Genomic DNA, 21,487 nt, shown 5'->3' with positions numbered 1-21,487 from the left:
CCAGATGCATGATTAGCTTCAAGCGTTGCATGCTTCTCAATTAAAGTTTTATGAGCCTCAATAAGCTCTCCATGTTTTGCCAATAAAGCCATATGCTTCTTTTCTGTAATAACATGAATAGAATCATTTTCTAAGTCTTTATGATTATTCAGCATATTTTGATGATCATCCTTCATCGCACTATGCTCTTTAGCCATAGCTTCATGAGAAGTTTCCATAGCATTATGCTGTTCTACCATTGCTTTATGCTCTGGTGTCTCTGCTGGATTTTGTTTACAGGAAACAAAAAAAATAATTGATACAAGTACTGTTACTTTACTAAGTGTTTTCATAATATGTAGTTAGTGTTACAGTTTCAAAAGTATATAAAATGACATTTTTAACGAAATTTTCCCTTTTATGTCTTATAAAATATCTTTATACTGTAACGAATTCTTTAGATATAATGTAGAAAATTATATCAATCTGGCCAAAAAATCATTAATTTAACCTCGTTAAAAGTAGTATGAAAGAATATTATGGAATTAAAAAAAACTAGGAATACAGAGAAACAGAACCTAGTAAAGGATATATTATCTAAAGCGGAACACACTTTATCGGCAGAGGATATTATGGAAGCGATGCCTATTAAGGTAAATAAAACAACTATATACCGAATTTTAGATCGTTTTACCGAAAAAGGAGAAGTTCATTTTATTACTGGTAAAAACGGGAAAGCATATTATGCGCTTTGTAATAGCTGTGGAACTTCTCACAAAATTCATAACCACATCCATTTTGAATGTCAGGTATGTAATGAAATTACTTGTCAGCCAAATACACTTCATATACCTAATTTAGATGGATTTACAATTCAGGAAACTCAGTTCTTGGTAATTGGCATTTGTAATAAATGTAAAAAATGAAACCATCAGCTCTCCAGCTAATGGTTTCGTAACTACACATCCCAACGATAAAATAAAATGATATTTTTTATCTTACAGCGATAGGATAGTTTTCTCCTCTATTGCTTACTGAACCAGATGTTCTTGGTCCGTTATTTCTAGCATGCATGATTCCTGCTACGTGAGGTGATGCCATAGAAGTTCCACTTAAAGTAGCATATCCTCCATTTAAGTAAGTACTTCTTACACTACTTCCTGTAGCGATTACATCAATAGGATTCATATTGAAGTTAGAGAACCCAGAGAATCCACCGTTACAAGTCATTGAAGCAACAGTATATATATTATTTCCATTTACACATGCTGGTTGATAGCTTGCAGCATTAGCACTACTATTTCCTGCTGCAATTGCAACTCTTGTTCCACCATTTCCAAGTGCTAATAATGCACTTCTGTAAGATGAATTACTTGAACAACCAGATCCAAAGAAACCTCCTAAACTAAGGTTTGCAACATCACCAGCTAAGTCATATCTACCAACGTGATTGATTCCTGATAAGATAGTAGAAGTACTTGATCCACCACTACATCCAAATACTCTTACTGATACTACTGGAGCACCTGCAGAAACACCTACAACACCAATTCCATTACTGATAGCTGCAGCAGTACCTGCTACGTGTGTTCCATGACCATTACAGTCATTTGCAGAACCACCTACAAAAGATCTTGAATACGTAGTATTGGTAACTACATTAAGATCTGGGTGATCTAAATCAATACCAGAATCGATTATCCAAATCCATTCTTGTCTACCAGAACCATTGGCAGCACCTCCAGCTCTAGTAATTCCACAAGGAGTTGTTTGAGCCATACGCGTTTCTCCAGAAATCACTTCTTCGATTTCTACTTTTGGAAGATTCACTACTCTATCATACTCGATTGCAGCAACATTTGGATCCTTCGATAATTTTTGAAATTCTTCATCACCAAGATTGATTGCCATTCCAGAAATTTTCGTCGTGTAGTAATCAGATACTTTTGACTGATCTAAACCATTATCTGATAAAATTGTGTTCATTTGCTTCTCCAATACTTCAGAGATATCTCGAACAGCACTAGCTTTATCCTCTCTGCTTGTGAAAGATCTTTTTTCTAAAATTTTTGAAGCTGGCACTAATTTGGAATCTTTGAAAAGAACAATGTACTTTCCTGGTATGATCTCACCTTCCGTACTAGTTGGTTCAACGATAGTTTCTACCGTTCCTTCTGAAAAGTTTTCATTTTGACATGAAGTGATCATCAAAGCCGAGAGCATGGCGCCCGCAGCCAGTTTACTAAAAGTTTTCATATGAGTTAAATTTGTGTTAGTGCCCAAAATTAAAAATTCAAATGAAAAAAATGCTATGGTAAAACCGCAACCAAAACTATTAACAATTAAAACATTGAAGGGAAAAAAGCTAAAATTATTATTTTATTGCAACACTATTGCATTAGTGTTTCTCGCTGCTGAGACAACAATCGGTAGAAAATAATCTTATTCAAAACACCACAAAATCAAATCAATTTATCAAAAATATTTAACTTTTAATTAGCTTAATTTAACTTAAAATTAACGTTTTCGAATTCAAATTGATCCCTTCACTGTTTAAGTCTTAAACAGATGCTTTAAACAAAAATAGTCAACCTTGAACTCAATGAAATAATTTTCTTACAATAGTATAAAGACAATCGTTACTTCGGATTAATCACTATATTTACAAGATGAGATGGAATTCTTATAAAAACACAATCTCTTTCTTATTTGTTGCGATGTTTTTACTCTTAAAAATATCGAATTTACATGCCCTTTCTCATTCCATAGATGATAAAGATCATTCGAATTGTGAGTTATGTGAATTTATAATTAATTCTGATCAAAATACTTTCCCTTTAGATAACACATTTACCAAAGCTGTATCTAATGATTTTATTTCTATCACGAAGCTTAAGAATAATCTTGATTATTATACATCTCACTATTGCATAACCTTACCCAAAGGGCTCTATAATAAGCCCCCACCTTTATGCTAACATATTTCGATCAGTTATTTTCTTTTGAATAAATCAAGTTTATCACAGGTTCTTGCTAAGAAAATTCTAGTGAAAATCTCAGAATAACAAAAGAAAAACTAACGTAATAAATACCCTATACATATAACTCAAAATATTAAAGCTATGAAGTTTTTTAAAATAGTATTTCTTGGGGTGTTACTACTATTGTCAACCTCATTTAGTAATTCCCACCCTATCAAACTAACCTCCTCACTAATCCAAATTTTTCCTGAGGACAATGTTTTAATGGTTGAATGCAGAGTTTTTATTGATGATTTTACTTTTAGTATGAATGACACTTTCACTAAAGATTTTAATGCAAGTGAACTATCTCCTGAACACATAAGAGGAATGGAAAAATATTTTGAAAGATATTATAAAATCATTATCAATAACGAGATATACGCCCTTACTTATATCTCTTCGGAGGTTTTTGAAAAACAAAATGTACTCTCTATAAAATTTTTAAAGAAGGTGCCAACTATCAAAAAAGGAGATCAAATATGTATAAAAAACACATTGTTTTTTGAAGATTTCGGGTATTTACAATCTAATAAAATGACCGTTAGAATACCTCCTTTTATTTCTGAGAAATACTTTGAGGTTACTTCTTTAGACAAACCAATAACACTAAACCTAGAATAACAATATTAAACTTACAATAAGTAAAACTCAATGGATAATTTAAGTTCTTTTTTTATAAATGGATGGGATCATATCGTAGATATTAAAGCATATGATCATTTATTATTTGTTATGACATTATGTGCTGCTTTTAAACTAGAGCAATGGAAACAAATATTAGTTATAATTACTGCTTTTACCATCGGTCATAGTGGAACACTAATCCTAAGTGCATTAGATGTAATTCCAGCCAATTCAAAACTTATAGACACACTCATTCCTTTTACCATAATGATCACAGCAATTGCCAATATTATTAATTACGGGAAGGAAGGCAAATTTTCTGACACCAAAATAAAATATACCATTGCCCTCGTTTTTGGCTTAATTCATGGATTGGCATTTGCTAGTAATTTCAAGGTTATGCTATTTACCGATAGCATTCTTATGCCGTTATTTGCTTTTAACGTGGGTATAGAAGTTGGTCAATTATTTATTGTCTTTTTATTCATGTTTTCTCTTTGGTTATATACTAAATTTATCAAGGGAGAACATCTGAAATGGAATCTTTTCATTTCAGGAGCCGGTTTTGGTATTGCCGCTACTATTTTTTTAAATGCTCTTTATAGCATTCCTTAAGAGCTTGGATCATTTAATGATTAAAAGACCTAAACCGGTTACTTTGCTGCAAAAGGTAAATCATGATAAATAAAATCTAATAAAAGATCGATAGATATGATGAAAATCTTTGGATAATTTGTATTTTTTGAGCTAAAATTATGGTGACTATTGATATACCAGATATATATCAAAAAATTAACTAATTTCACATTAATAACCCTTGAAAATCAAAAAAATGAAATTTCACACAAAACATTTATTCCTTAAAATGTTTATTCTGGCAATAACCTTTACTGCTTGTAAACAAGAAAAAAAGGAAGCAGAAACAACCGATGAAGTTGAAACCGAAGTTACTGAAGAAGTAGCAAAACCAGAAATTACATTGGAAAAACTAGAAGGATCTCCTGCATATGCAGATGCTGCACTTGTTCTAGACTCTCCAAATGAAATAGTTGCTAAGAAATCCGGAGAAATGGATTTTTCTTTCAAAGTAGAAAATTACGAATTGGGAGCTCAAACGACAGGTCCAAATCCTGAAAAGTTAGCAAATTCTGGTAAAGGGCAACACATTCATTTTATTCTGAACAATCAGCCATACTCTGCACATTATGAACCAAGTTTTAAAAAGGAAGTTCCTGATGGTGTGCATCATTTAGTAGCTTTCTTAAGCCGTTCTTTTCATGAATCCGTAAAAAATGAGAATTCAGTAGTGGTTCGTAAACTAGTAGTTGGAGAAAATCCTGAGGATAAGTTAGGATTAGATATGGAAGCTCCTACACTAATTTACAGCAGACCTAAAGGTGAATATTCTGGAAAGGGTACGGAACAAGTTTTATTAGATTTCTTTGTTTTAAACACCACACTTTCTGCTGATGGAAACAAGGTTCGTGCAAAAATTAATGATAAAGAATTTACGATTACTGAGTGGGTTCCACATGTAATAAAGGGACTTCCGTTAGGAGAAGTTTCTATTCAACTAGAGCTTGTTGATGCTCAAGGTAACCTAATTCCAGGACCTTTTAACAAAGTAAATCGAACAGTAACGTTAAAAGAATAGGTTTTTATATAAATACCAATTATAATTAAAATCCAGTATTGAATGAATACTGGATTTTTTTATTTTATAATAATTTGAATTAACTATACTGCTATTGTACTTGCTTTAGAGATTTTTTCTTTTTGATGATCAAAATAAAAATCAATTCTTCCTAAATACAGTCCAAAACAACCTACTTGATTTACGAGTACATCTTTGTCTTTTCTATTTTTTACTATAGTAGGTTCTTTAAGAAATGTATGTGTATGCCCACCAATGATAAGATCAATATCTTCTGTAGCTCCAGCCAAACCTATATCTCCAACTTTGTTAGGTTCTTTCTTATAATCATAACCTAAATGTGACAAGCATATCACTAGATCACATTTTTCTTCATTTCTAAGTTTTGCTGTTATATCCTGAGCAATCTCAATAGGATCCAAATATTTTGTTTCCTTATATAACTCTTTCATCACTAATCCTTCTAAAGCAATCCCAAGACCAAATATTCCAATCTTGATACCATCCTTGATAAGAATTTCATATGGCTTTACAAACGTATCCATTACCGTATTCGAAAAATCATAATTAGCAGAGACAAATTTAAATCCAGCATAAGGAAGCTGTGCATGTAATCCTTCAATACCATTGTCAAAATCGTGATTACCAATGGTAGCTACATCATATTTAAGCATGCTCATAAGCTTAAATTCTAACTCACCTCCATAAAAGTTAAAATATGGAGTCCCTTGAAAAATATCTCCTGCATCCAGCAGTAAAGTATTGGGATTCTCTTTTTTAATATTTTCTATAATGGTTGCTCTTCTTGCCACACCACCTTTATTAGCATTTCTACCATCTTCCGGGCCAAAAGGATCTATATGACTATGGACATCGTTGGTATGTAATATGGTTATCTTTTTCGTATAATTTCCTGTAAAAGACGATAAACCTGTACCACCTAGAGCAACTAAACCAGTAGTTATTGCTGTATTTTTTACAAATTCTCTACGCTTCATCATTATGTCTTATTTATTAATCTGTATAAATCGATTATCGATCATTGGTTTAATAGTATCTACTTTCTTGAAATAATCAATCATTGCATTACGAATCTTATAATTCAAAACATGTGAATTAACAGACTCCTTGAAAAAATACATTTTACTACCTCCGTTATACAAGTAATCATTCGTTGCTACAAAATAAGAGATATTATCATCGATCTCTTTATCATTTATTAATGCACTTACCACATCATAATTACTATCCAATGTGAGTTGTAATCCCGAAATTGGATGCGCTCTTTTTGCCTTTTGCAGGTACTGGATAAGTTCTCTGATTTGAGTTCCTTTCATTTCAGCAACTATAATGCTATTCTCAAAAGGCATAACTTGATATGCTGTTCTGGCACTTACAGCTCCTTTTGAAATTGGTGCTCGTATTCCTCCATAATTCAATAACACCATATCCACCGTTTTTCCAGTTCTAGACTTAAAAACAGGATTTGCCTGTTCTAATACAATATCCGCCATCAAATTACCTATCGCGGTGTTTAGATCACCATCTCCTTTAGAATAAGATTTTGGAGCATACGCAAGTGCACTATCTAGCATTTTATTTACATGTGCTCGATAAGGCTTAATAAAAGCTTCTATTTCTGGGTTATCTGGAATTGTATCATTGATTTCAATTCTTACACCTTCTACTTTTTGTAGGTAATTGTTTTTCTTACAAGAGAAAAAAACTAGTAAGAATACAGATAGGAAACACCCTTTTTGAATTATCTTTTTCATTAGAAAATGAGTAGTAAGTTTTCTTGATTAATTTGTTGTCAAACTTAAGTAATTCGATCTAAAAACTATGGTATAGTTTTGCTAAAATTTATTCTATTAGTCTACCAGTTGCTTCTTTCAGAATATAATTACAATGATCTACATCGTCATCATTTAGTTCAAGAATACCTATAACTTCTACTATTTGGTCTGTCTTATATTTAGGCCTTTTTATAAACATAACCTCTACGATAGATTCGGGACCTGATCCACCACAAAAAAAACAAGAAGCCATTGGGTTTCTAGACACCATAAAAAATGGGTCCTCATCAGAAGAAAAATCTAAAAAATATCCTCTAAGGCTTACTTTCTTTCCTTCCAGCGATGCTAAAGAGGTTCCAAATGCAGGTTTAAGAAAATATTCATCATAATTTGCATTGTAAACGTTGCTAAATTGCACATCAGTCAAATCATTCCAAGATATTTTTTGCTGAGAAAAGAGAGCCGATTTTGCACCTAAGAATATAACAATCAAGAAAACTAATTTACGCATCCGCTAATATTTTAGAAACATTTAATTTTAATAACGATAAAGAAGCAATAATAGCTGCGGGTAATGTTGCAAGCAAAACTAAGATCAACATATAAATTTCTTCTGTATTGGGCATATTGAATACGAAATCGTATCCATAGGTATCTGAAAACACTGAAAATAACCAAACACCAACCCTTCCGAGTAACCAACCAAAAATAGCACTTAATATTGTTAAAATCAATGCTTCAAAAAACACAAGCTTTATAAGTTGAAAAGTACTAATCCCATAAGTACGCAATAATGCTAATTCTTGTTTTCTTTCTCTTACAGTTTTTATAACGTTAATAAAAATACTAAGAGAAGCTATTAACAATATTGCTATCGAAATCCCATTAATTGTCTGAAAACCAATTCCTAGAAATTTCATCAAACGATCAATTTCAAATTTAGGAATTGCAGCTTGCATCGTAGATTTTTCATTAATAAATCTAGTAGTTTGCAACGCTCCTATTGGATTTCTAAATTTAACCAGTAATGAAGTAATCTCTTTTTCCTCATCATGATGTTCCTTTGAATGATCATGTTCTTTTTCTTTACCAGTTTCTTCATCGGCATGACCATGATCTTCCTCAGCATGATTATGTTCCTTCTCTTTTACATGATCATTTTGTTGTGGACCTTCTTCCATGATTAATGTATAATTCTCTGCTGAAGAATGATTATCGTGCGAATGTTCTTTATCATGATCGTGATCGTGCTCTTCCTTATCATGGTTATCATGATCTTCTTCTGAGTGACCTTCTGTTTCTTCATGATGGTGCTCTTCCTTCTTGTGATCATCATGCTCTCCTTCTTCATGACCTTCTTCATCCGAGTGATCATGTACTTCCCATATACTTTCGAGATTTGTAATAACTAAATTATCAATAATTGTTCCTGTTGGTTTTAATATTCCTGTAACAGTAAAAGGTTTTTCATCATGAGTTTCTACCCCACTTTCTCCTAAACCATGACTACTAACAAAAGTATCACCCAATTGTAGATTTGTGGACTTAACAACTTGACTACCGATAACTGCTTCAAAGGATTTTGTATACAATCTACCACTTTGCAAAACTGCTTGATAAACATCTAAGTACTTATGAGTAGTTCCTAAAATTCTATATCCTTTATAATTATCTCCATACGAAACTGGCACCGTATATTTTACCGATGCTTTTTTACCCATTTCCTTAGCTTCTTTAAATGAAATATTACCCGTTGGATTATCTATATGAAGAATAGAAGACAAAACAAGTTGCAAAGGGCTACCTTTAGCTCCAATAACCATATCAAAATGCTTAGTATTTCCTTCTAAGTGTTGATGAAGTTGTTCCTTTACCTGTAAAATAAATGTAGCTAATGAAATACTTAGTATTAGTAATAATACACTTAATGCCGTATTTAGCGGTTTGGAGATTAGATTTTTGTACGCTAGGTATAACAATTTTATAAGATTATATGATTACTAAAATGTGATTTTACTCTTTGATCGTGCGTTATAATCACCAAATTACTATTACATACCTGGGCTTCTTTTTTTAGTAGTGAAACTACTTTTTCACAATTGGCATCATCCAAATTTGAAGTTGGTTCATCCGCTAATATAATCTTAGGTTTATGTATCACCCCTAAGGCTATAGAAAGTCGTTGTTGTTGTCCTTCACTTAACTGATAAACTCTCTTATGAATCTGATCAGACAATCCCAATTGCATAATTAGCTCTTCTCTGCGATATCGATCACTTTTTCTTCTTAAAAATTTATCTCGGATTGTTAAATTTTCTAAAACTGTTAAAGATCTTATAAAATAAGTCCTTTGAAAAATAAGCCCAATATGCTCGCCTCTAAACTGGTCTAATTGCGTTCTAGACAGCTTATTCATATGAGTATTAGAAATAAAAATATCTCCTTTATGGATTGGCAAAAGCCCCGCAAGCAAGTGTAACAAAGTCGTTTTACCTACTCCAGACGCTCCTAAAATCAGCAGGTTCTCTTGGGGAGGCAAATCAATATTTGGAAAGTTTAAAATTTGATCTTCAGAATGCTTGTAAGCAAACTCAAGAGACGCTGTTCGTAYCATTGAAATGTTTTGTCAAAAGTATAGAAATATTATTAATGCAACAAGATTGCAATTGTAAAAATAGTGGTATATTTGCCGGGATTTAAAAATGCGTTTTCATTGAATATACTGAACAAAGATGGCAACTCGGATATATTAGGAATGATAGCAAGTAGCCTATGTTTATTACATTGTGTTGCTACTCCTTTTCTTTTCCTTGCACATGCAGAATCTCATAGTGCTGAAAGTGAAAATCCTTTTTGGTGGAAATCCATGGATTATATCTTTTTAGGATTGTCATTCATAGCAATTTATTGGACTACGAAGCATACAACTAAACCTGTTGTAAAATATATGTTTTGGATTCTATGGTCTCTTCTATTTATCTGTATAATGAATGAAAAACTTGAACTGATTCACTTAGGAGAAGGAGTTATTTATGTAATTGCAATTTCCTTAGTTGGTTTACATTTTTATAATCAAAAGTACTGCAGATGTGACAATGAAGAATGTAATAAAAATTAATTTATAATAGGCACAATGAATAAAGAAGAAATAGAATTGATGGGTGATGCACATATTTCCAGTGCTACGAAAACACCCTTACGAGCTGATGCTTTTGAAAAATCTGATGATGAAAAAATAAAGAATATACAATATCATTTTGGAGAGATCATGAAAGAACTTGGTCTTGATCTTACAGATGATAGTTTATCAGGGACACCTTACAGATTTGCTAAGATGTATGTAAAGGAACTCTTTTATGGTCTTAATCCTAAGAATCGTCCAAAAACATCTACATTCCAAAACAACTACAAGTATCAAAAAATCCTTGTAGAACAAAACATTAATATTGACTCTGCTTGTGAACATCACTTCCTACCAATAGTAGGTACAGCCAGTGTAGGTTATATTCCAAAAGATAAAGTAATTGGATTATCTAAAATTAATAGATTAGTAGACTATTACTCTCATCGCCCACAGGTGCAAGAAAGGCTATGTCTTCAAATTTTAGAAGATTTACAGACTACCTTAGGAACAGAAGATGTTATTGTTGTCGTAAATGCAAAACATCTGTGTGTATCTTCTAGAGGTATAAAAGATAAAAATAGTTTTACCACTACCATTGAGTTTGGAGGAAAATTTGCAGATCCACTTTATCGAAATGAATTTTTAGGAATCATTGGAAAAAGTAACAGTTAAATCCTTATGAAATCAATACTAAAGAAATATAGAAATTTACGATTCACATTACATTCTATATTTCTTCAAGTATTCAACAAGTATAGATCACAAAATTCACAAGTAAAGTACAGCTCGCTTTCTTGTGGATCTTGTGATTTTATCAACAACCCCACTCCAACTTAATTTAGCTTTAATTTTCTGTTGAATTACCAGCTAATTATTGAAAAACGAATTCACACAAAAATCGTCTAACCTATACTACTCTATACTATGCTCAAAGCAATAAACCTCACTAAAACTTATGGTAAACACCAAGCTCTCAATCAATTAAATTTATCCGTCGATAAAGGCGAAATTTTTTGTCTATTAGGTCAAAATGGAGCCGGTAAAACCACTACAATTAATCTGTTTCTGGGCTTAATTGAAGCCACCAGTGGTGAAGCTCAAGTGAATGGTATCACAGTTACTCCAAATAGTAATAAGACCACACAAATGATCGCCTATATTCCAGAAGTAGTTCAGCTTTACGAAAACCTTTCTGGTATTGAAAACCTTGACTTTTTTAGCAGATTAGCTGGATTTAAATACACAAATTCAGAATTATCTGAATTTCTAGTAAAAGCTGGCCTACAAGAAAGTGCTCATCAAAATAAACTGTCTTCTTATTCTAAAGGAATGAGGCAAAAAGTTGGTATTGCCATTGCACTTTCTAAAAATGCAGATTATATTTTTATGGATGAACCGATTTCTGGTTTAGACCCTAAAGCTACTCTAGAATTTACTAAAATATGTAAAGAGCTAAGCAACGATGGCAAGGCTATTTTTATGGCTACTCATGACATCTTTAACGCTGTTAATGTAGGAACTAAAATTGGTATTATGAAAGAAGGGAAATTGATACATACCTCAGAAACTGATGCTATCACTGCAGAAGAACTACAAGAATTATACTTAAAAACAATCTAAACGTAAACAAACTAATTCACACAATGAAACTCTTAAAACCACTACCTATACTACTACTGATTTGTAGTTGTGCTGCTTTTGCGCAAATACAAGTTACAGGAACCATCGTGGATGCTCAAAATACTCCAATTGTAGGCGCCACGATTTCTTTAGAAAGCAATGCCAATACTTTTGGAAAACTTACGGATGGATCTGGAAAATTTGAAATTGATGCGCCATCTGGCACATATACTATTCAAGTTCGTTATTTAGGTTTTCAACCTCATACCAGTACTTTAGAAATTGAAAACAGTTCGACCTATGATATAGGGACTATTCAATTAGAAGAAGGAACAGAACAATTACAAACTGTAGAAGTTGTAGGTCGTGTAAGAAAAGATTACAATAGTGATTATTCTTTTTCCGCGACTAAAGTAGCTATTAAAAACAAAGAATTACCGCAGGTAGTAGCTGCAGTAACTAAAGAACTTATTGCAGACCGACAAGCATTTCAATTACCAGATGCTGTAAAAACAGTAAGTAACGTTTCGATTACCGGTTTATACAATCATTATAACATCCGTGGTATTACTCAAGCAGATGATGGACAAGTACTTAATGGAATGCGTACGCGTCAATACTACTTTTTGCAACCTATAACTTCTCATCTTGAGCGAGTTGAAGTTATTAAAGGTCCATCTTCTGTAACATTTTCGAGCGCAGATCCTGGAGGAACTGTAAATATGGTAACCAAAAAGCCATTAACTGAAAATCGCAATGAAGTTTCTGTCTCTGCAGGTAGTTTTGGAACATTGAGAGCTACGGCTGATTTTACAAGTCCGCTAAACGACTCTAAAACGCTATTATATCGTTTCAATACAGCAATTCAGGAAGCGGATTCTTTTCGAGATATCGTAAATAACAATGCTATTTTAATTTCACCATCTTTAAGTTATATTCCTAATGAGAGTACTTCGCTTAATGTCGAGATGATTTATAACAATGCTGAAGGGAATCTAGATCGAGGTCAACCCATTTTTGATGCTGTGGATGATAATTATAACCCAAACAGTACACCAACCACTTTAAATCCAGGAGCAATTAACGACTTCTATAAAACTAAAGAATTCATATTCATGACAAGCTTTAGTAAAAAGTTTACGAAAAACTTTGGTTTCAATGCTCAATATATGAAGCAAACTTGGGATGAAGATTTACAAGAACATAGAGCAGATGCTTTTCGTCAGGCATATGATATTAATGGAGACGTTGTTCCTAATCTTGTGGCAATGAGATATGCAGAAAGACAACAAAACTGGAATACCGATAATTTCAGTGGTTTTTTTAATTACGATATAGAAAAAGGAAATATAACCAACAAAATTTTAGTAGGATATGATGCTTCTCGTTGGGAAAGAAGAACTGGTGGAGCCAATAGTTCCAGAGATTATTTATTAAACGATGGATCTACTGCACGATTTAGACCCGGAACGAGTGACCCTAATGATTTCCAGCAAACTGCTGATGGGCTATTGGTACCTGCAGTACCTCATTTAGACTTAACAAACCCTTTTACTGGAATTAGAAACACTAGTAACTATGTGCTTTCGCAATTTGAAATTCCTGCAAACTTAACTACATCTAATGGTGTATATATTCAGAATCAATTTAAGATCGGAAGATTTTCAGCTTTGGTAAACTTACGATATGAATGGTTTAAAGATATTTTTGACTATGAAGGAAATGAAGAGGAGTTTACAACCAATGCTTTTGTGCCTAGACTAGGTATTACTTATGAAATCACAAATGATATAAGTGCATATGCGACGTATCTAGAAGGTTTTCAGCCTCATACGAATACAGTATCATTATCCCCATCTGCAGAAGGATTTTTTTGGGCTGCCTCACCAGGTAGATTTGATCCGTTAGAAAGTAGCTTAATAGAAGTTGGTGCTAAAGCAGAATTTTTAAATGGTAAAATATTTGCCAACTTAGCAATCTTCAATATTACTCAAAAAAACATCTTACTTGGAGACACTTTTGACTTAGACAACTTAACCACAAGAGGAGAACAAAGAAGTAGAGGTTTTGAAGCAGACATTTCGGGTTATGTATTACCTAATTTCCAATTAACCGCTTCTTATGGTTATACCGATGCTACTATCGAAGAAGACGCCATCCCAGAATTTGTAGGACAACGAATTGGAGGAGCTCCAAAGCATAATGCGAATTTTTGGGGTAGATACGATTTTACCACTACTCCACTATTAAGAGGTATTGGAATTGGTTTTGGTGCTCAATACGTAGATGAGAGATTTACATGGTATAATCCTACTTATAACACTAGTAGAGTATTATTACCAGATTATACAGTATTTGATGGAGCTATTTATTACAAACCCAACATCATAAATATGCAGTTAACTTTAAAAGTTAACAACTTATTTAATGACACCTATTGGTTAGGTGGTCTTAGTCCAAATAGATTAGCACCTGGTGCTCCAAGAAATTTTTTGTTAACCGCAACTTATAAATTCTAAAAAGATGCAATGGGCTAATATTCGATTATTTGTAGTTCACTTTTGGAGTAATGCCACTACTCCAAAGACTTTTTATGTATTATATACAATTTTTATACTACTAATGGCTTATTCTGCTGTTAGTGGTATAAACAATTACATTACGCAAAATGATATTCGACAAGAACATCAGAAAAAGGCAAGACAAAGTTGGGAAGCAAATCCTGATAAACATCCGCATAGAATGGCGCACTTTGGGACTTTTGCATTTCGCATTCCTTCTACTTTAGGAATATTTGATTATGGATTGGAAAGTTTCACTGGAAGTACCGTTTTTTTAGAAGCACATCGTCAAAATAGTGTGAATTTTTCTGAAGCAACCTTTTCCACAGGTACGCTGCGATTTGGCGAATTAAGTCTAGCTTTACTCCTGCAATTAGTACTACCGTTAGTTTTATTTTTCATAGGTTTTTCGAGTGTAGCAAAAGATCGACAGAATGGAACTTTAAAAATATTATTATCGCAAGGTGCTAGTTGGAAAGAAATCTTATTTGGAAAATCTATCGGGCTTTTTACTATTTCCTTGTTATTTTTTATTCCTGTAATTACATTGGTAGCTATTTCTCTTTTGTTACTCGATCATTCAGTCGCAAATGATTTTAGATGGTTACGATTACTTGTAATCGGAATAAGCTACTTAGCTTTCCTTTTTATTTTATCTTCTATTACAATTGCAATATCTACAAGTAGTAATTCTCCAAAAAATGCTCTATTACGATTATTGGGTATTTGGTTATTGTTGGTAATTCTACTACCAAAATCAGCACAGGCTATGGGGAATTATTGGTTCCCAACGCCTAGTAAATTAGCATTTCAATCAGCTATAGAGAAAGAAGCTATTCAAAAAGGTGATAGTCATAATCCAAATGATCCTCATTATAATGGTTTAAGAGATTCTGTTTTAACTGTTCATAACGTTGATAAAGTAACGGATCTTCCTTTCAACTATTCTGGTTTTGTAATGCGCGAAGGCGAGAAAATTACTTCTGCTCTTTACAAAAAACATCAAGCAAAGTTGATTGCTATTTATGAAAGTCAAAATGATGTAACTCGATTTTCTTCATTTATAAATCCTTTTACTGCTATAAAATTAATATCCATGACAATGTCTAGTACTGACTTCTCGTCTTACACTGATTTTCAGGATAAGGCAGATGATTATAGATATCAGTTAGCTCAAACCATGAATGAATTACAAATGGAATACATCAGTCCTAAAAAAGAAAGTGGCTCAGAAGGGAAAACCCATGTTGTAGGTCATGAACACTGGGAGGAATTTGAAGACTTTAAACACGAACCTATATCATTTTCTAATTCTATGAGAGAAGCTCTCCCTGCTATATTCTCCATTATATTATGGACATTAGGAGCAGTAGGGTTATTGATATTCACTTCAAAAAGAGCAAAAGCAATATGAGATTCTATAAATTATTATTTCAACAATGCGTTAGATCTAAAGAAGTATGGATAAGCTTGTTACTTCTTATACTATTAGGTGTTGTAGCCATTATTATTGGCAATAAGCATTTGAAAAAACAACAAGATGCAATTGCGGAGGTGAAAACGTATCAAGAGGAGCATTTTGATAGGCAAGTATCTTTACATAATGATGATTTAGGACTACTACTCTATTATGCAAATTTCGCATACATAAACACCTTAAATCCATTAGCAGGGGTATCTATTGGTCAGTCGGATGTTCATCCAACCGTAAAGAGAATTACCATTAAGACTTTTGAAGCTCAAAAGTATGATACGGATTTAATAAACCCAATGAATTTGCAATCTGGGAATCTTGATCTTTCTTTTGTATTAATTTATCTCTTTCCATTGTTGGTAATTGTATTAAGCTTTAATGTCATTTCTGAAGAAACAGAAACGGGAACTTGGAGATTAGTAGCTATTCAAGCTAAATCCAAAATTGGTTTTATTATTTCCAAACTTTTAGTTCGAATGCTACTTCTTTGTATACTCCTACTATTGCTTTTTTTGATAGCCAAAATAATTCTAGACTTGCCTTTGGGGTCTAACCTACTTTGGATGTTGGGATTATCTATACTTTATATTTTTTTCTGGTTTACGGTAAGTTTTTTTATTATAACTTTTAAAAAATCTTCTGGTTTTAATGCTTTATTACTTTTATCCGTTTGGTTAGTTCTAATTATTCTTGTGCCAGCTGGAACCAATGCATATGTAACTGCCAAGTATCCGGTACCTGAAGCTTTAAGTACTGCAATTGCACAAAGAGATGGTTATCATGTGAAATGGGATACCGACAAAAGAGCTACTATCGAAAAATTTTATCAGCATTATCCACAATTTAAAAAATACGGATATCCAACTGATGGATTCAATTGGTTGTGGTATTACGCAATGCAGCAGATGGGAGATGATGATTCTAAGAAAGACAAAGATGCTTTCAACGAAAAGATTCAACTAAGAGAACAAACAAGTAGTCGAATTGCTTCAATAGTTCCTAATATGCATGTACAACTAGCATTCAATCAATTAGCGGGTACTAGCATGAATCAGCAAATAGAATATCTCAATGCTACAGATTCATTTCATGAAAAACTACGATTATTTTTCTATCCAAAAGTATTCGAAGGTAAATATGCTAATACAGTAGACTGGAAAAGATTTGTTCCTGAATATCATACTACAAAAACATCTTTACATCCAGTTAAAGGTATAGTACCATTAATTATAGCCTCAATTCTGATGATACTAATATCAGTACCAATGACAAAACGATTATAATATGAGTTAAGGTAGAATTCCAATATTCATTAGAGTCTCATCTTTATTAATAGGTGGAGTCCCTATCATATAAAGTATTACGCCATTTTCTGATGCTTTGATTTGTTCCAATCTATTCCCAAAAAAATCAGTGACATACCCGACAAGTTCACCTTTTTTAATAAAATCACCGGCCTTTTTTTCAGTGTAGAAAAGACCGGTTGATTTACTTTTTATGGTAGATCTTTTAGCTATGATTCTGGGTTTTACATCATTCAATTTGGTATTTGTTTCTAACATTTTTAAATGTTCCAATAAAGAAAGCATACCATTTATTATTTGACTCGTTTCCTTTTTTCCTGCTATACCCAATCGTCCACATTCAATATCCACTGATGGTATCTTCCGATGAAAAGCCTCTTGAGAGCAATATATACTGCGAGTTTTAAGTCTTTCTTTTTGAATATTAAAAATTATAGAATAATCAAACCCCATTGCTAATGCCATTTCTTTACCCTTTTTAGAAACTTCAGGAAGTGCTTCACTCTGATACCAAGCATTATAAGAGCGTAAATCTTCTGGAGCATCTCCTCCATGCATATCTACAAAAAAGTCAGACTTTGCAATTACCTCAGTGGTAATTTTATGTGCAATACGTTCGGTAATTGTTCCTTTAGGATTTCCAGGAAAGGAACGATTCAAATTTTTTCCATCTAACGGATTCAAATACGCGCTTCTTCCTAAAAAAGCAGGTACATTAGCCAATTGAACTAAAATTATTGTTCCGGATAATTCTTTAGGATCTATTTTTTGATTCAATTGTTGAGCTGCCAATATTGGAGGATATTCGTAACCATGTATTCCCGCTGTTATCCCTAAAACGGGCCCTGATTTTAATCCATGAAATATAGTTATAGGAATAAATGTACTACTCTTATCTGATGAAACTTCAATCTTAATATGACTTTTAGTTCCAGGAACTATCGAATGACTTTGAAAAGAGAATGGGGTTTGCGCTAAAGTATAGGTATGTATCAGTATAAGCAGACTTATAAAAACAGCTCTTTTCATAAAAGTATATTTTAGTTACTAAAGGTACCGATATTATCTACTATTAAATTAAAACTTGGAATGAAATATTAAACTACAATAGATCATACAAAGTTATTTATCTCATCAACTAACTAATAAATCTCCCAAAATATCTTTCAACAATTGAAATACAATGAATGACTTGTTTCACACAAAATAAAAAATAGTTCGTACAAATGGCCAATTTTTAGGGATAAACCCATCCTATATTTGAATCGTTATAACAAATTAATCAATTCGTAAGGTGTAAAAAAAAGCCTTAACACATTAACTTTTAAAACTATAATTTTTATGAAAACTTTAAATTTAAAAACCCGTTTAATCAAGCCTTTAACTACTTTGGCATTTTGTGGAGCATTTCTTGTTGTTGGATGTTCTAAGGATTCTGTAGAAGCCGAAATTTCTCCTGAAGAAATCGTGCAAACTGAAGAAAGTTTAGAAGAAAACCTTGAAGAAGATATTTCTAAAGGAAGTTATGCAGGATCTGTAGATTCCAAATGGTACTATAGCCCTAGTGTTGGAAATAATTATGTTTGGGTAAAAAAATTCAGATGTAATACAAAATCCAAAAGAAACCAGGTAAAAAAACAAAGAGGAAAAGCAATTAGTTCTATTAAGAAATACATCAAAAGAAAAAAAGGATGTAGCTGTACTGGTCAATCTAAAAGATGGGGAGTTTAATTTGAAACTTAATCTCAAATAATTTATCTAAATATCGACTCTTTAATCTATAGTAATAAAGGTTCTCTCGATCGAGAGAACCTTTTGATTGTTAAAACAATATATCACAACTTAGATTTAACTCTTAAACATTGTACACATACTGCAAAAAACCATAGACAAATTAAAGGCGCCAAAAAGTAAGGAATTCCTATTTCTTGTGGAGTCAATGGAAATGCATAACACTTTATAATTATTAGTACTACCCCAATCAATATGCCAGTTATTCCATAAACCTTTCCAAAATATTTATGATTAAACATTGCTATTGAAAATAAAATCATAGCAATCCCAGTAAAAAAATCATTTGAAATTTGTAATCCTAAGTGGACTGGATCCACAGTTTTACGAATCCAATCTAATAGAATTTGATCTTGTTCATTATTTGTGTTATTTATAAAACTATTTAAGTATCCTCTAAAGGTTTGTTGTATCATCAACATAAGATTAAAAATTATTCCAGCTATTAGGATAAAAATTGCTCCTAACTGGGTAATTATAGTCTCCTTTTCGTATTTCATTGTATGATGAATAGCTATTCCTATTAAAGAAAATAATATCCCAAATATACCTGCCAGAAATATTTCTATATATGTCGGAAATGGTATGAACAATAGTATTGGAAATATGAGAATCGACATTATTCCTGAAACCGCTCCAAAGAGTATCCATTGCTTTGATAATTTTAGTTTTGCTTCCATAGTGTTTCCTTTTTTAAATTATTCTTAGGCTCCTTTTCCAAACATAATCAATATGACTTCTACGGCTTCATCTTTTTCATTCCACCATTTATGGTTCACATTAGCAGGAATAAATACCGTATTGCCTTCAGATACTGTAATTCTTTTACCATCAACTTCACCTTCAATAGTTCCTTTAATAGTGACTCCAAGCATTGGAAAAGGAGCTGCCTGTTCTCTGGCGTCATCACGAACACGCTCGCCAGGTAAAATTCTATACCAAGCTGTTCTTAAGCCTTTTTCATAATAGAAAATCGTAAAGTTTGAACCATGTGCTTTTCTCGTAGTACTTTCTTTAAAAGGAATAATCTCGGGAAAACCTTTTGTCCAGAAATGAAATGAAAATGCATTCAGATTACTATCATCAATTTCTGATGGAGTAAATCCGTCCATTTCTCTTACACTCATTGGTGTGTAATCACCTGCAAATGCTTTTCCTTGAGCTGTTAATGCATTGATAGTTCCTTCATAAATAGCTTTTAAAGTTTCAAATTCTATGGTGTATACGTACGTTGGAAGTTTAGGTAATCCTTTTTGCAGTATAACTTCCCACTTTTCTGCATTCTTTTTTCCAGTAATCTCTACATTCCAAGAACCGTAATTAGGTACTTCAATTCCAACAATTCTTGAATCTGAAGCATATCGATCTTTCGTATAATCATCCACAAAAGAGCGAAGCATCAATTCAGCTTCGTTATATGAAGTATTTGAAAATTGTAAAGACGCTACTGTAGAGAAAGATTTTTCTGCAGCTAATAAATAATTGATAATTCCGAAGCATAAAGCTAATGACAAATAGATTTTTAATGTTTTCATTTGATTAATGATTTTAAAATTTCACATAACAAATGAAAACAAAAACCACTCTGAATAAGAGTGTTTATAGGGGATTGTGGAGAAACTACAATATTTAGGGGTTAATCTGCAATAGATTTACAATAATCGTATAATACTTTTCTGAAACTGGAATTTCATCTTCAAAATCTTTAAGCTTAATGATCGTATTTCTGCGTTTATCATTTTTTATAGTAAAGGAATTTATATTCACTAAATACCTTCGATGACATCGATACATAGGTGATATAGGATTTACTATTTGATCTTCTATATTTTTCAGACTAGACCTAAATACCACTTTTTTACGCTTCCCATTTTCTACTTTATGAATATCCACATAATTATCATCACTTACGATATATAAAATCTCATTAAGGTTTATATCCAAAGGTTTTGAATTAGCAGAAGTAATGCGATATAATTCTTTTGACGATATAGAAGCAATACTTTGTCTATTGAAATAACTAAAAATCCCTACCACAAAAAAAGAAACAATAACACCAATACCCAAAACTCTTCCTATCACCATAATGTACTCATTAAATGTAAAATCTCTAAAACCTCCTAAGAAACTTTTATACAAAAACATGGCTGCTCCTACAAAAAGTATCACTAGGGAATACCATAATAAAGCCTTCCCTATATTCCATTTTTTGAAAAATTTTCTAAATAGTTTCGGTATCAAAAATTCCATAAAAAAAATAGAAAATGAAAACACAACTCCCATACTCATTGCGATCAAATTAAAGTACCAAACACCAGTCTGGTTTGTTATATTAAAAGGCTTAAAAAGGATTACAAAAACACTTCCTAAAAAACCAGTTAAAAACACCCATATCACATTTTTTATAGTCATTTTGGGTTTTGGAAAAGGAGTATATAATAGTTTGAACATTAGCAATACTTTGTCTTATTTAGTTTTTACAAAACCGATAGCTTATTTTCTTGTTAAAGATGGAAGATAAGTAAGAAAATAACAAT

22 protein-coding genes are annotated in these 21,487 nt (G+C 32.2%); 11 read left to right on the top strand and 11 right to left on the bottom strand.

The features are described from left to right. The coding region (locus GBO31_RS14360) for a hypothetical protein (protein ID WP_219009050.1) at positions 1–332 on the bottom strand (332 nt) is incomplete at its 3' end. 186 nt (positions 333–518) lie between these two features. Between GBO31_RS14360 and GBO31_RS14355 the strand changes: the two genes are divergently transcribed. Beyond that, positions 519–905 carry a Fur family transcriptional regulator gene (locus GBO31_RS14355; protein WP_219009049.1) on the top strand — a complete coding sequence of 129 codons (387 nt, stop codon included), beginning with the start codon at positions 519–521 and terminating at the stop codon, positions 903–905. A 67-nt stretch (positions 906–972) separates the two neighbouring features. Here the strand turns inward: GBO31_RS14355 and GBO31_RS14350 are convergent, their stop codons facing one another. Next, entirely contained in the window at positions 973–2,235 is a 1,263-nt protein-coding gene (locus tag GBO31_RS14350) for a S8 family peptidase (RefSeq protein WP_219009048.1), read from the bottom strand. Between the two features lie 866 nt (positions 2,236–3,101). Between GBO31_RS14350 and GBO31_RS14345 the strand changes: the two genes are divergently transcribed. The 3 genes from GBO31_RS14345 to GBO31_RS14335 all read left to right on the top strand — a co-directional run bounded on the left by GBO31_RS14345 (position 3,102) and on the right by GBO31_RS14335 (position 5,280). Next, on the top strand, positions 3,102–3,623 hold the full coding sequence (locus GBO31_RS14345; RefSeq protein ID WP_219009047.1) for a DUF6702 family protein: 522 nt from the start codon (positions 3,102–3,104) through the stop codon (positions 3,621–3,623). A gap of 30 nt (positions 3,624–3,653) precedes the next feature. Then, positions 3,654–4,241: a HupE/UreJ family protein gene (locus tag GBO31_RS14340; RefSeq protein ID WP_219009046.1), complete on the top strand. Its 588-nt coding sequence runs from the start codon at positions 3,654–3,656 to the stop codon at positions 4,239–4,241. Between the two features lie 217 nt (positions 4,242–4,458). Further along, positions 4,459–5,280, top strand: coding sequence for a hypothetical protein (locus GBO31_RS14335; RefSeq protein WP_219009045.1), 822 nt, complete (start codon positions 4,459–4,461; stop codon positions 5,278–5,280). Positions 5,281–5,363: 83 nt separating this feature from the next. Here GBO31_RS14335 and GBO31_RS14330 read toward each other — a convergent pair whose 3' ends face one another. The 5 genes from GBO31_RS14330 to GBO31_RS14310 all read right to left on the bottom strand — a co-directional run bounded on the left by GBO31_RS14330 (position 5,364) and on the right by GBO31_RS14310 (position 9,690). Then, the gene (locus GBO31_RS14330; protein WP_219009053.1) at positions 5,364–6,278 is read right to left on the bottom strand and encodes a bifunctional metallophosphatase/5'-nucleotidase; all 915 of its coding nucleotides are present in this window, start codon (positions 6,276–6,278) and stop codon (positions 5,364–5,366) included. A 9-nt stretch (positions 6,279–6,287) separates the two neighbouring features. Further along, positions 6,288–7,055 carry a 5'-nucleotidase C-terminal domain-containing protein gene (locus tag GBO31_RS14325; RefSeq protein WP_219009044.1) on the bottom strand — a complete coding sequence of 256 codons (768 nt, stop codon included), beginning with the start codon at positions 7,053–7,055 and terminating at the stop codon, positions 6,288–6,290. An 88-nt stretch (positions 7,056–7,143) separates the two neighbouring features. Further along, positions 7,144–7,587, bottom strand: coding sequence for a hypothetical protein (locus GBO31_RS14320; protein ID WP_219009043.1), 444 nt, complete (start codon positions 7,585–7,587; stop codon positions 7,144–7,146). Next, a complete protein-coding gene (locus GBO31_RS14315; protein ID WP_219009042.1) occupies positions 7,580–9,055 on the bottom strand; it encodes an FtsX-like permease family protein in 1,476 nt (491 codons plus the stop codon). Before GBO31_RS14315 ends, GBO31_RS14320 begins: the two co-directional genes overlap by 8 nt. Before the next feature lie 2 nt (positions 9,056–9,057). Continuing rightward, positions 9,058–9,690, bottom strand: coding sequence for an ABC transporter ATP-binding protein (locus GBO31_RS14310; RefSeq protein ID WP_219009041.1), 633 nt, complete (start codon positions 9,688–9,690; stop codon positions 9,058–9,060). 99 nt (positions 9,691–9,789) lie between these two features. Between GBO31_RS14310 and GBO31_RS14305 the strand changes: the two genes are divergently transcribed. The 6 genes from GBO31_RS14305 to GBO31_RS14280 all read left to right on the top strand — a co-directional run bounded on the left by GBO31_RS14305 (position 9,790) and on the right by GBO31_RS14280 (position 17,138). Then, complete coding sequence (locus GBO31_RS14305; protein WP_246615880.1) at positions 9,790–10,194, top strand: MerC domain-containing protein; 405 nt, start codon at positions 9,790–9,792, stop codon at positions 10,192–10,194. Between the two features lie 15 nt (positions 10,195–10,209). After that, positions 10,210–10,872, top strand: coding sequence for a GTP cyclohydrolase I FolE (gene folE / locus GBO31_RS14300; protein ID WP_219009040.1), 663 nt, complete (start codon positions 10,210–10,212; stop codon positions 10,870–10,872). Positions 10,873–11,124: 252 nt separating this feature from the next. Beyond that, on the top strand, positions 11,125–11,820 hold the full coding sequence (locus GBO31_RS14295; RefSeq protein ID WP_219009039.1) for an ABC transporter ATP-binding protein: 696 nt from the start codon (positions 11,125–11,127) through the stop codon (positions 11,818–11,820). Positions 11,821–11,843: 23 nt separating this feature from the next. After that, a complete protein-coding gene (locus tag GBO31_RS14290; protein ID WP_219009038.1) occupies positions 11,844–14,339 on the top strand; it encodes a TonB-dependent receptor in 2,496 nt (831 codons plus the stop codon). 4 nt (positions 14,340–14,343) lie between these two features. After that, entirely contained in the window at positions 14,344–15,795 is a 1,452-nt protein-coding gene (locus GBO31_RS14285) for an ABC transporter permease (RefSeq protein WP_219009037.1), read from the top strand. Further along, positions 15,792–17,138 carry a DUF3526 domain-containing protein gene (locus tag GBO31_RS14280; RefSeq protein ID WP_219009036.1) on the top strand — a complete coding sequence of 449 codons (1,347 nt, stop codon included), beginning with the start codon at positions 15,792–15,794 and terminating at the stop codon, positions 17,136–17,138. The genes GBO31_RS14285 and GBO31_RS14280 overlap by 4 nt, the downstream gene beginning before the upstream one ends. Before the next feature lie 6 nt (positions 17,139–17,144). On the opposite strand, the gene GBO31_RS14275 is transcribed toward GBO31_RS14280, so the two are convergent. Then, positions 17,145–18,188, bottom strand: coding sequence for a succinylglutamate desuccinylase/aspartoacylase family protein (locus GBO31_RS14275; RefSeq protein WP_219009035.1), 1,044 nt, complete (start codon positions 18,186–18,188; stop codon positions 17,145–17,147). Between the two features lie 312 nt (positions 18,189–18,500). Between GBO31_RS14275 and GBO31_RS14270 the strand changes: the two genes are divergently transcribed. Then, on the top strand, positions 18,501–18,890 hold the full coding sequence (locus GBO31_RS14270; protein WP_219009034.1) for a hypothetical protein: 390 nt from the start codon (positions 18,501–18,503) through the stop codon (positions 18,888–18,890). A gap of 104 nt (positions 18,891–18,994) precedes the next feature. Here the strand turns inward: GBO31_RS14270 and GBO31_RS14265 are convergent, their stop codons facing one another. The 3 genes from GBO31_RS14265 to GBO31_RS14255 form a co-directional block, all read right to left on the bottom strand. Next, positions 18,995–19,630, bottom strand: coding sequence for a hypothetical protein (locus GBO31_RS14265; RefSeq protein ID WP_219009033.1), 636 nt, complete (start codon positions 19,628–19,630; stop codon positions 18,995–18,997). 24 nt (positions 19,631–19,654) lie between these two features. Continuing rightward, on the bottom strand, positions 19,655–20,485 hold the full coding sequence (locus GBO31_RS14260) for a cupin domain-containing protein (RefSeq protein WP_219009032.1): 831 nt from the start codon (positions 20,483–20,485) through the stop codon (positions 19,655–19,657). 94 nt (positions 20,486–20,579) lie between these two features. Beyond that, on the bottom strand, positions 20,580–21,401 hold the full coding sequence (locus tag GBO31_RS14255) for a LytR/AlgR family response regulator transcription factor (RefSeq protein WP_219009031.1): 822 nt from the start codon (positions 21,399–21,401) through the stop codon (positions 20,580–20,582). Between the last annotated feature and the right edge of the window lie 86 nt (positions 21,402–21,487).

Origin of the sequence: Aquimarina litoralis, assembly GCF_019295435.1 — a bacterium.
Classification (GTDB): Bacteria; Bacteroidota; Bacteroidia; order Flavobacteriales; family Flavobacteriaceae; genus Aquimarina; species Aquimarina litoralis_A.
This window is presented reverse-complemented; position numbering and strand designations above follow the sequence as displayed.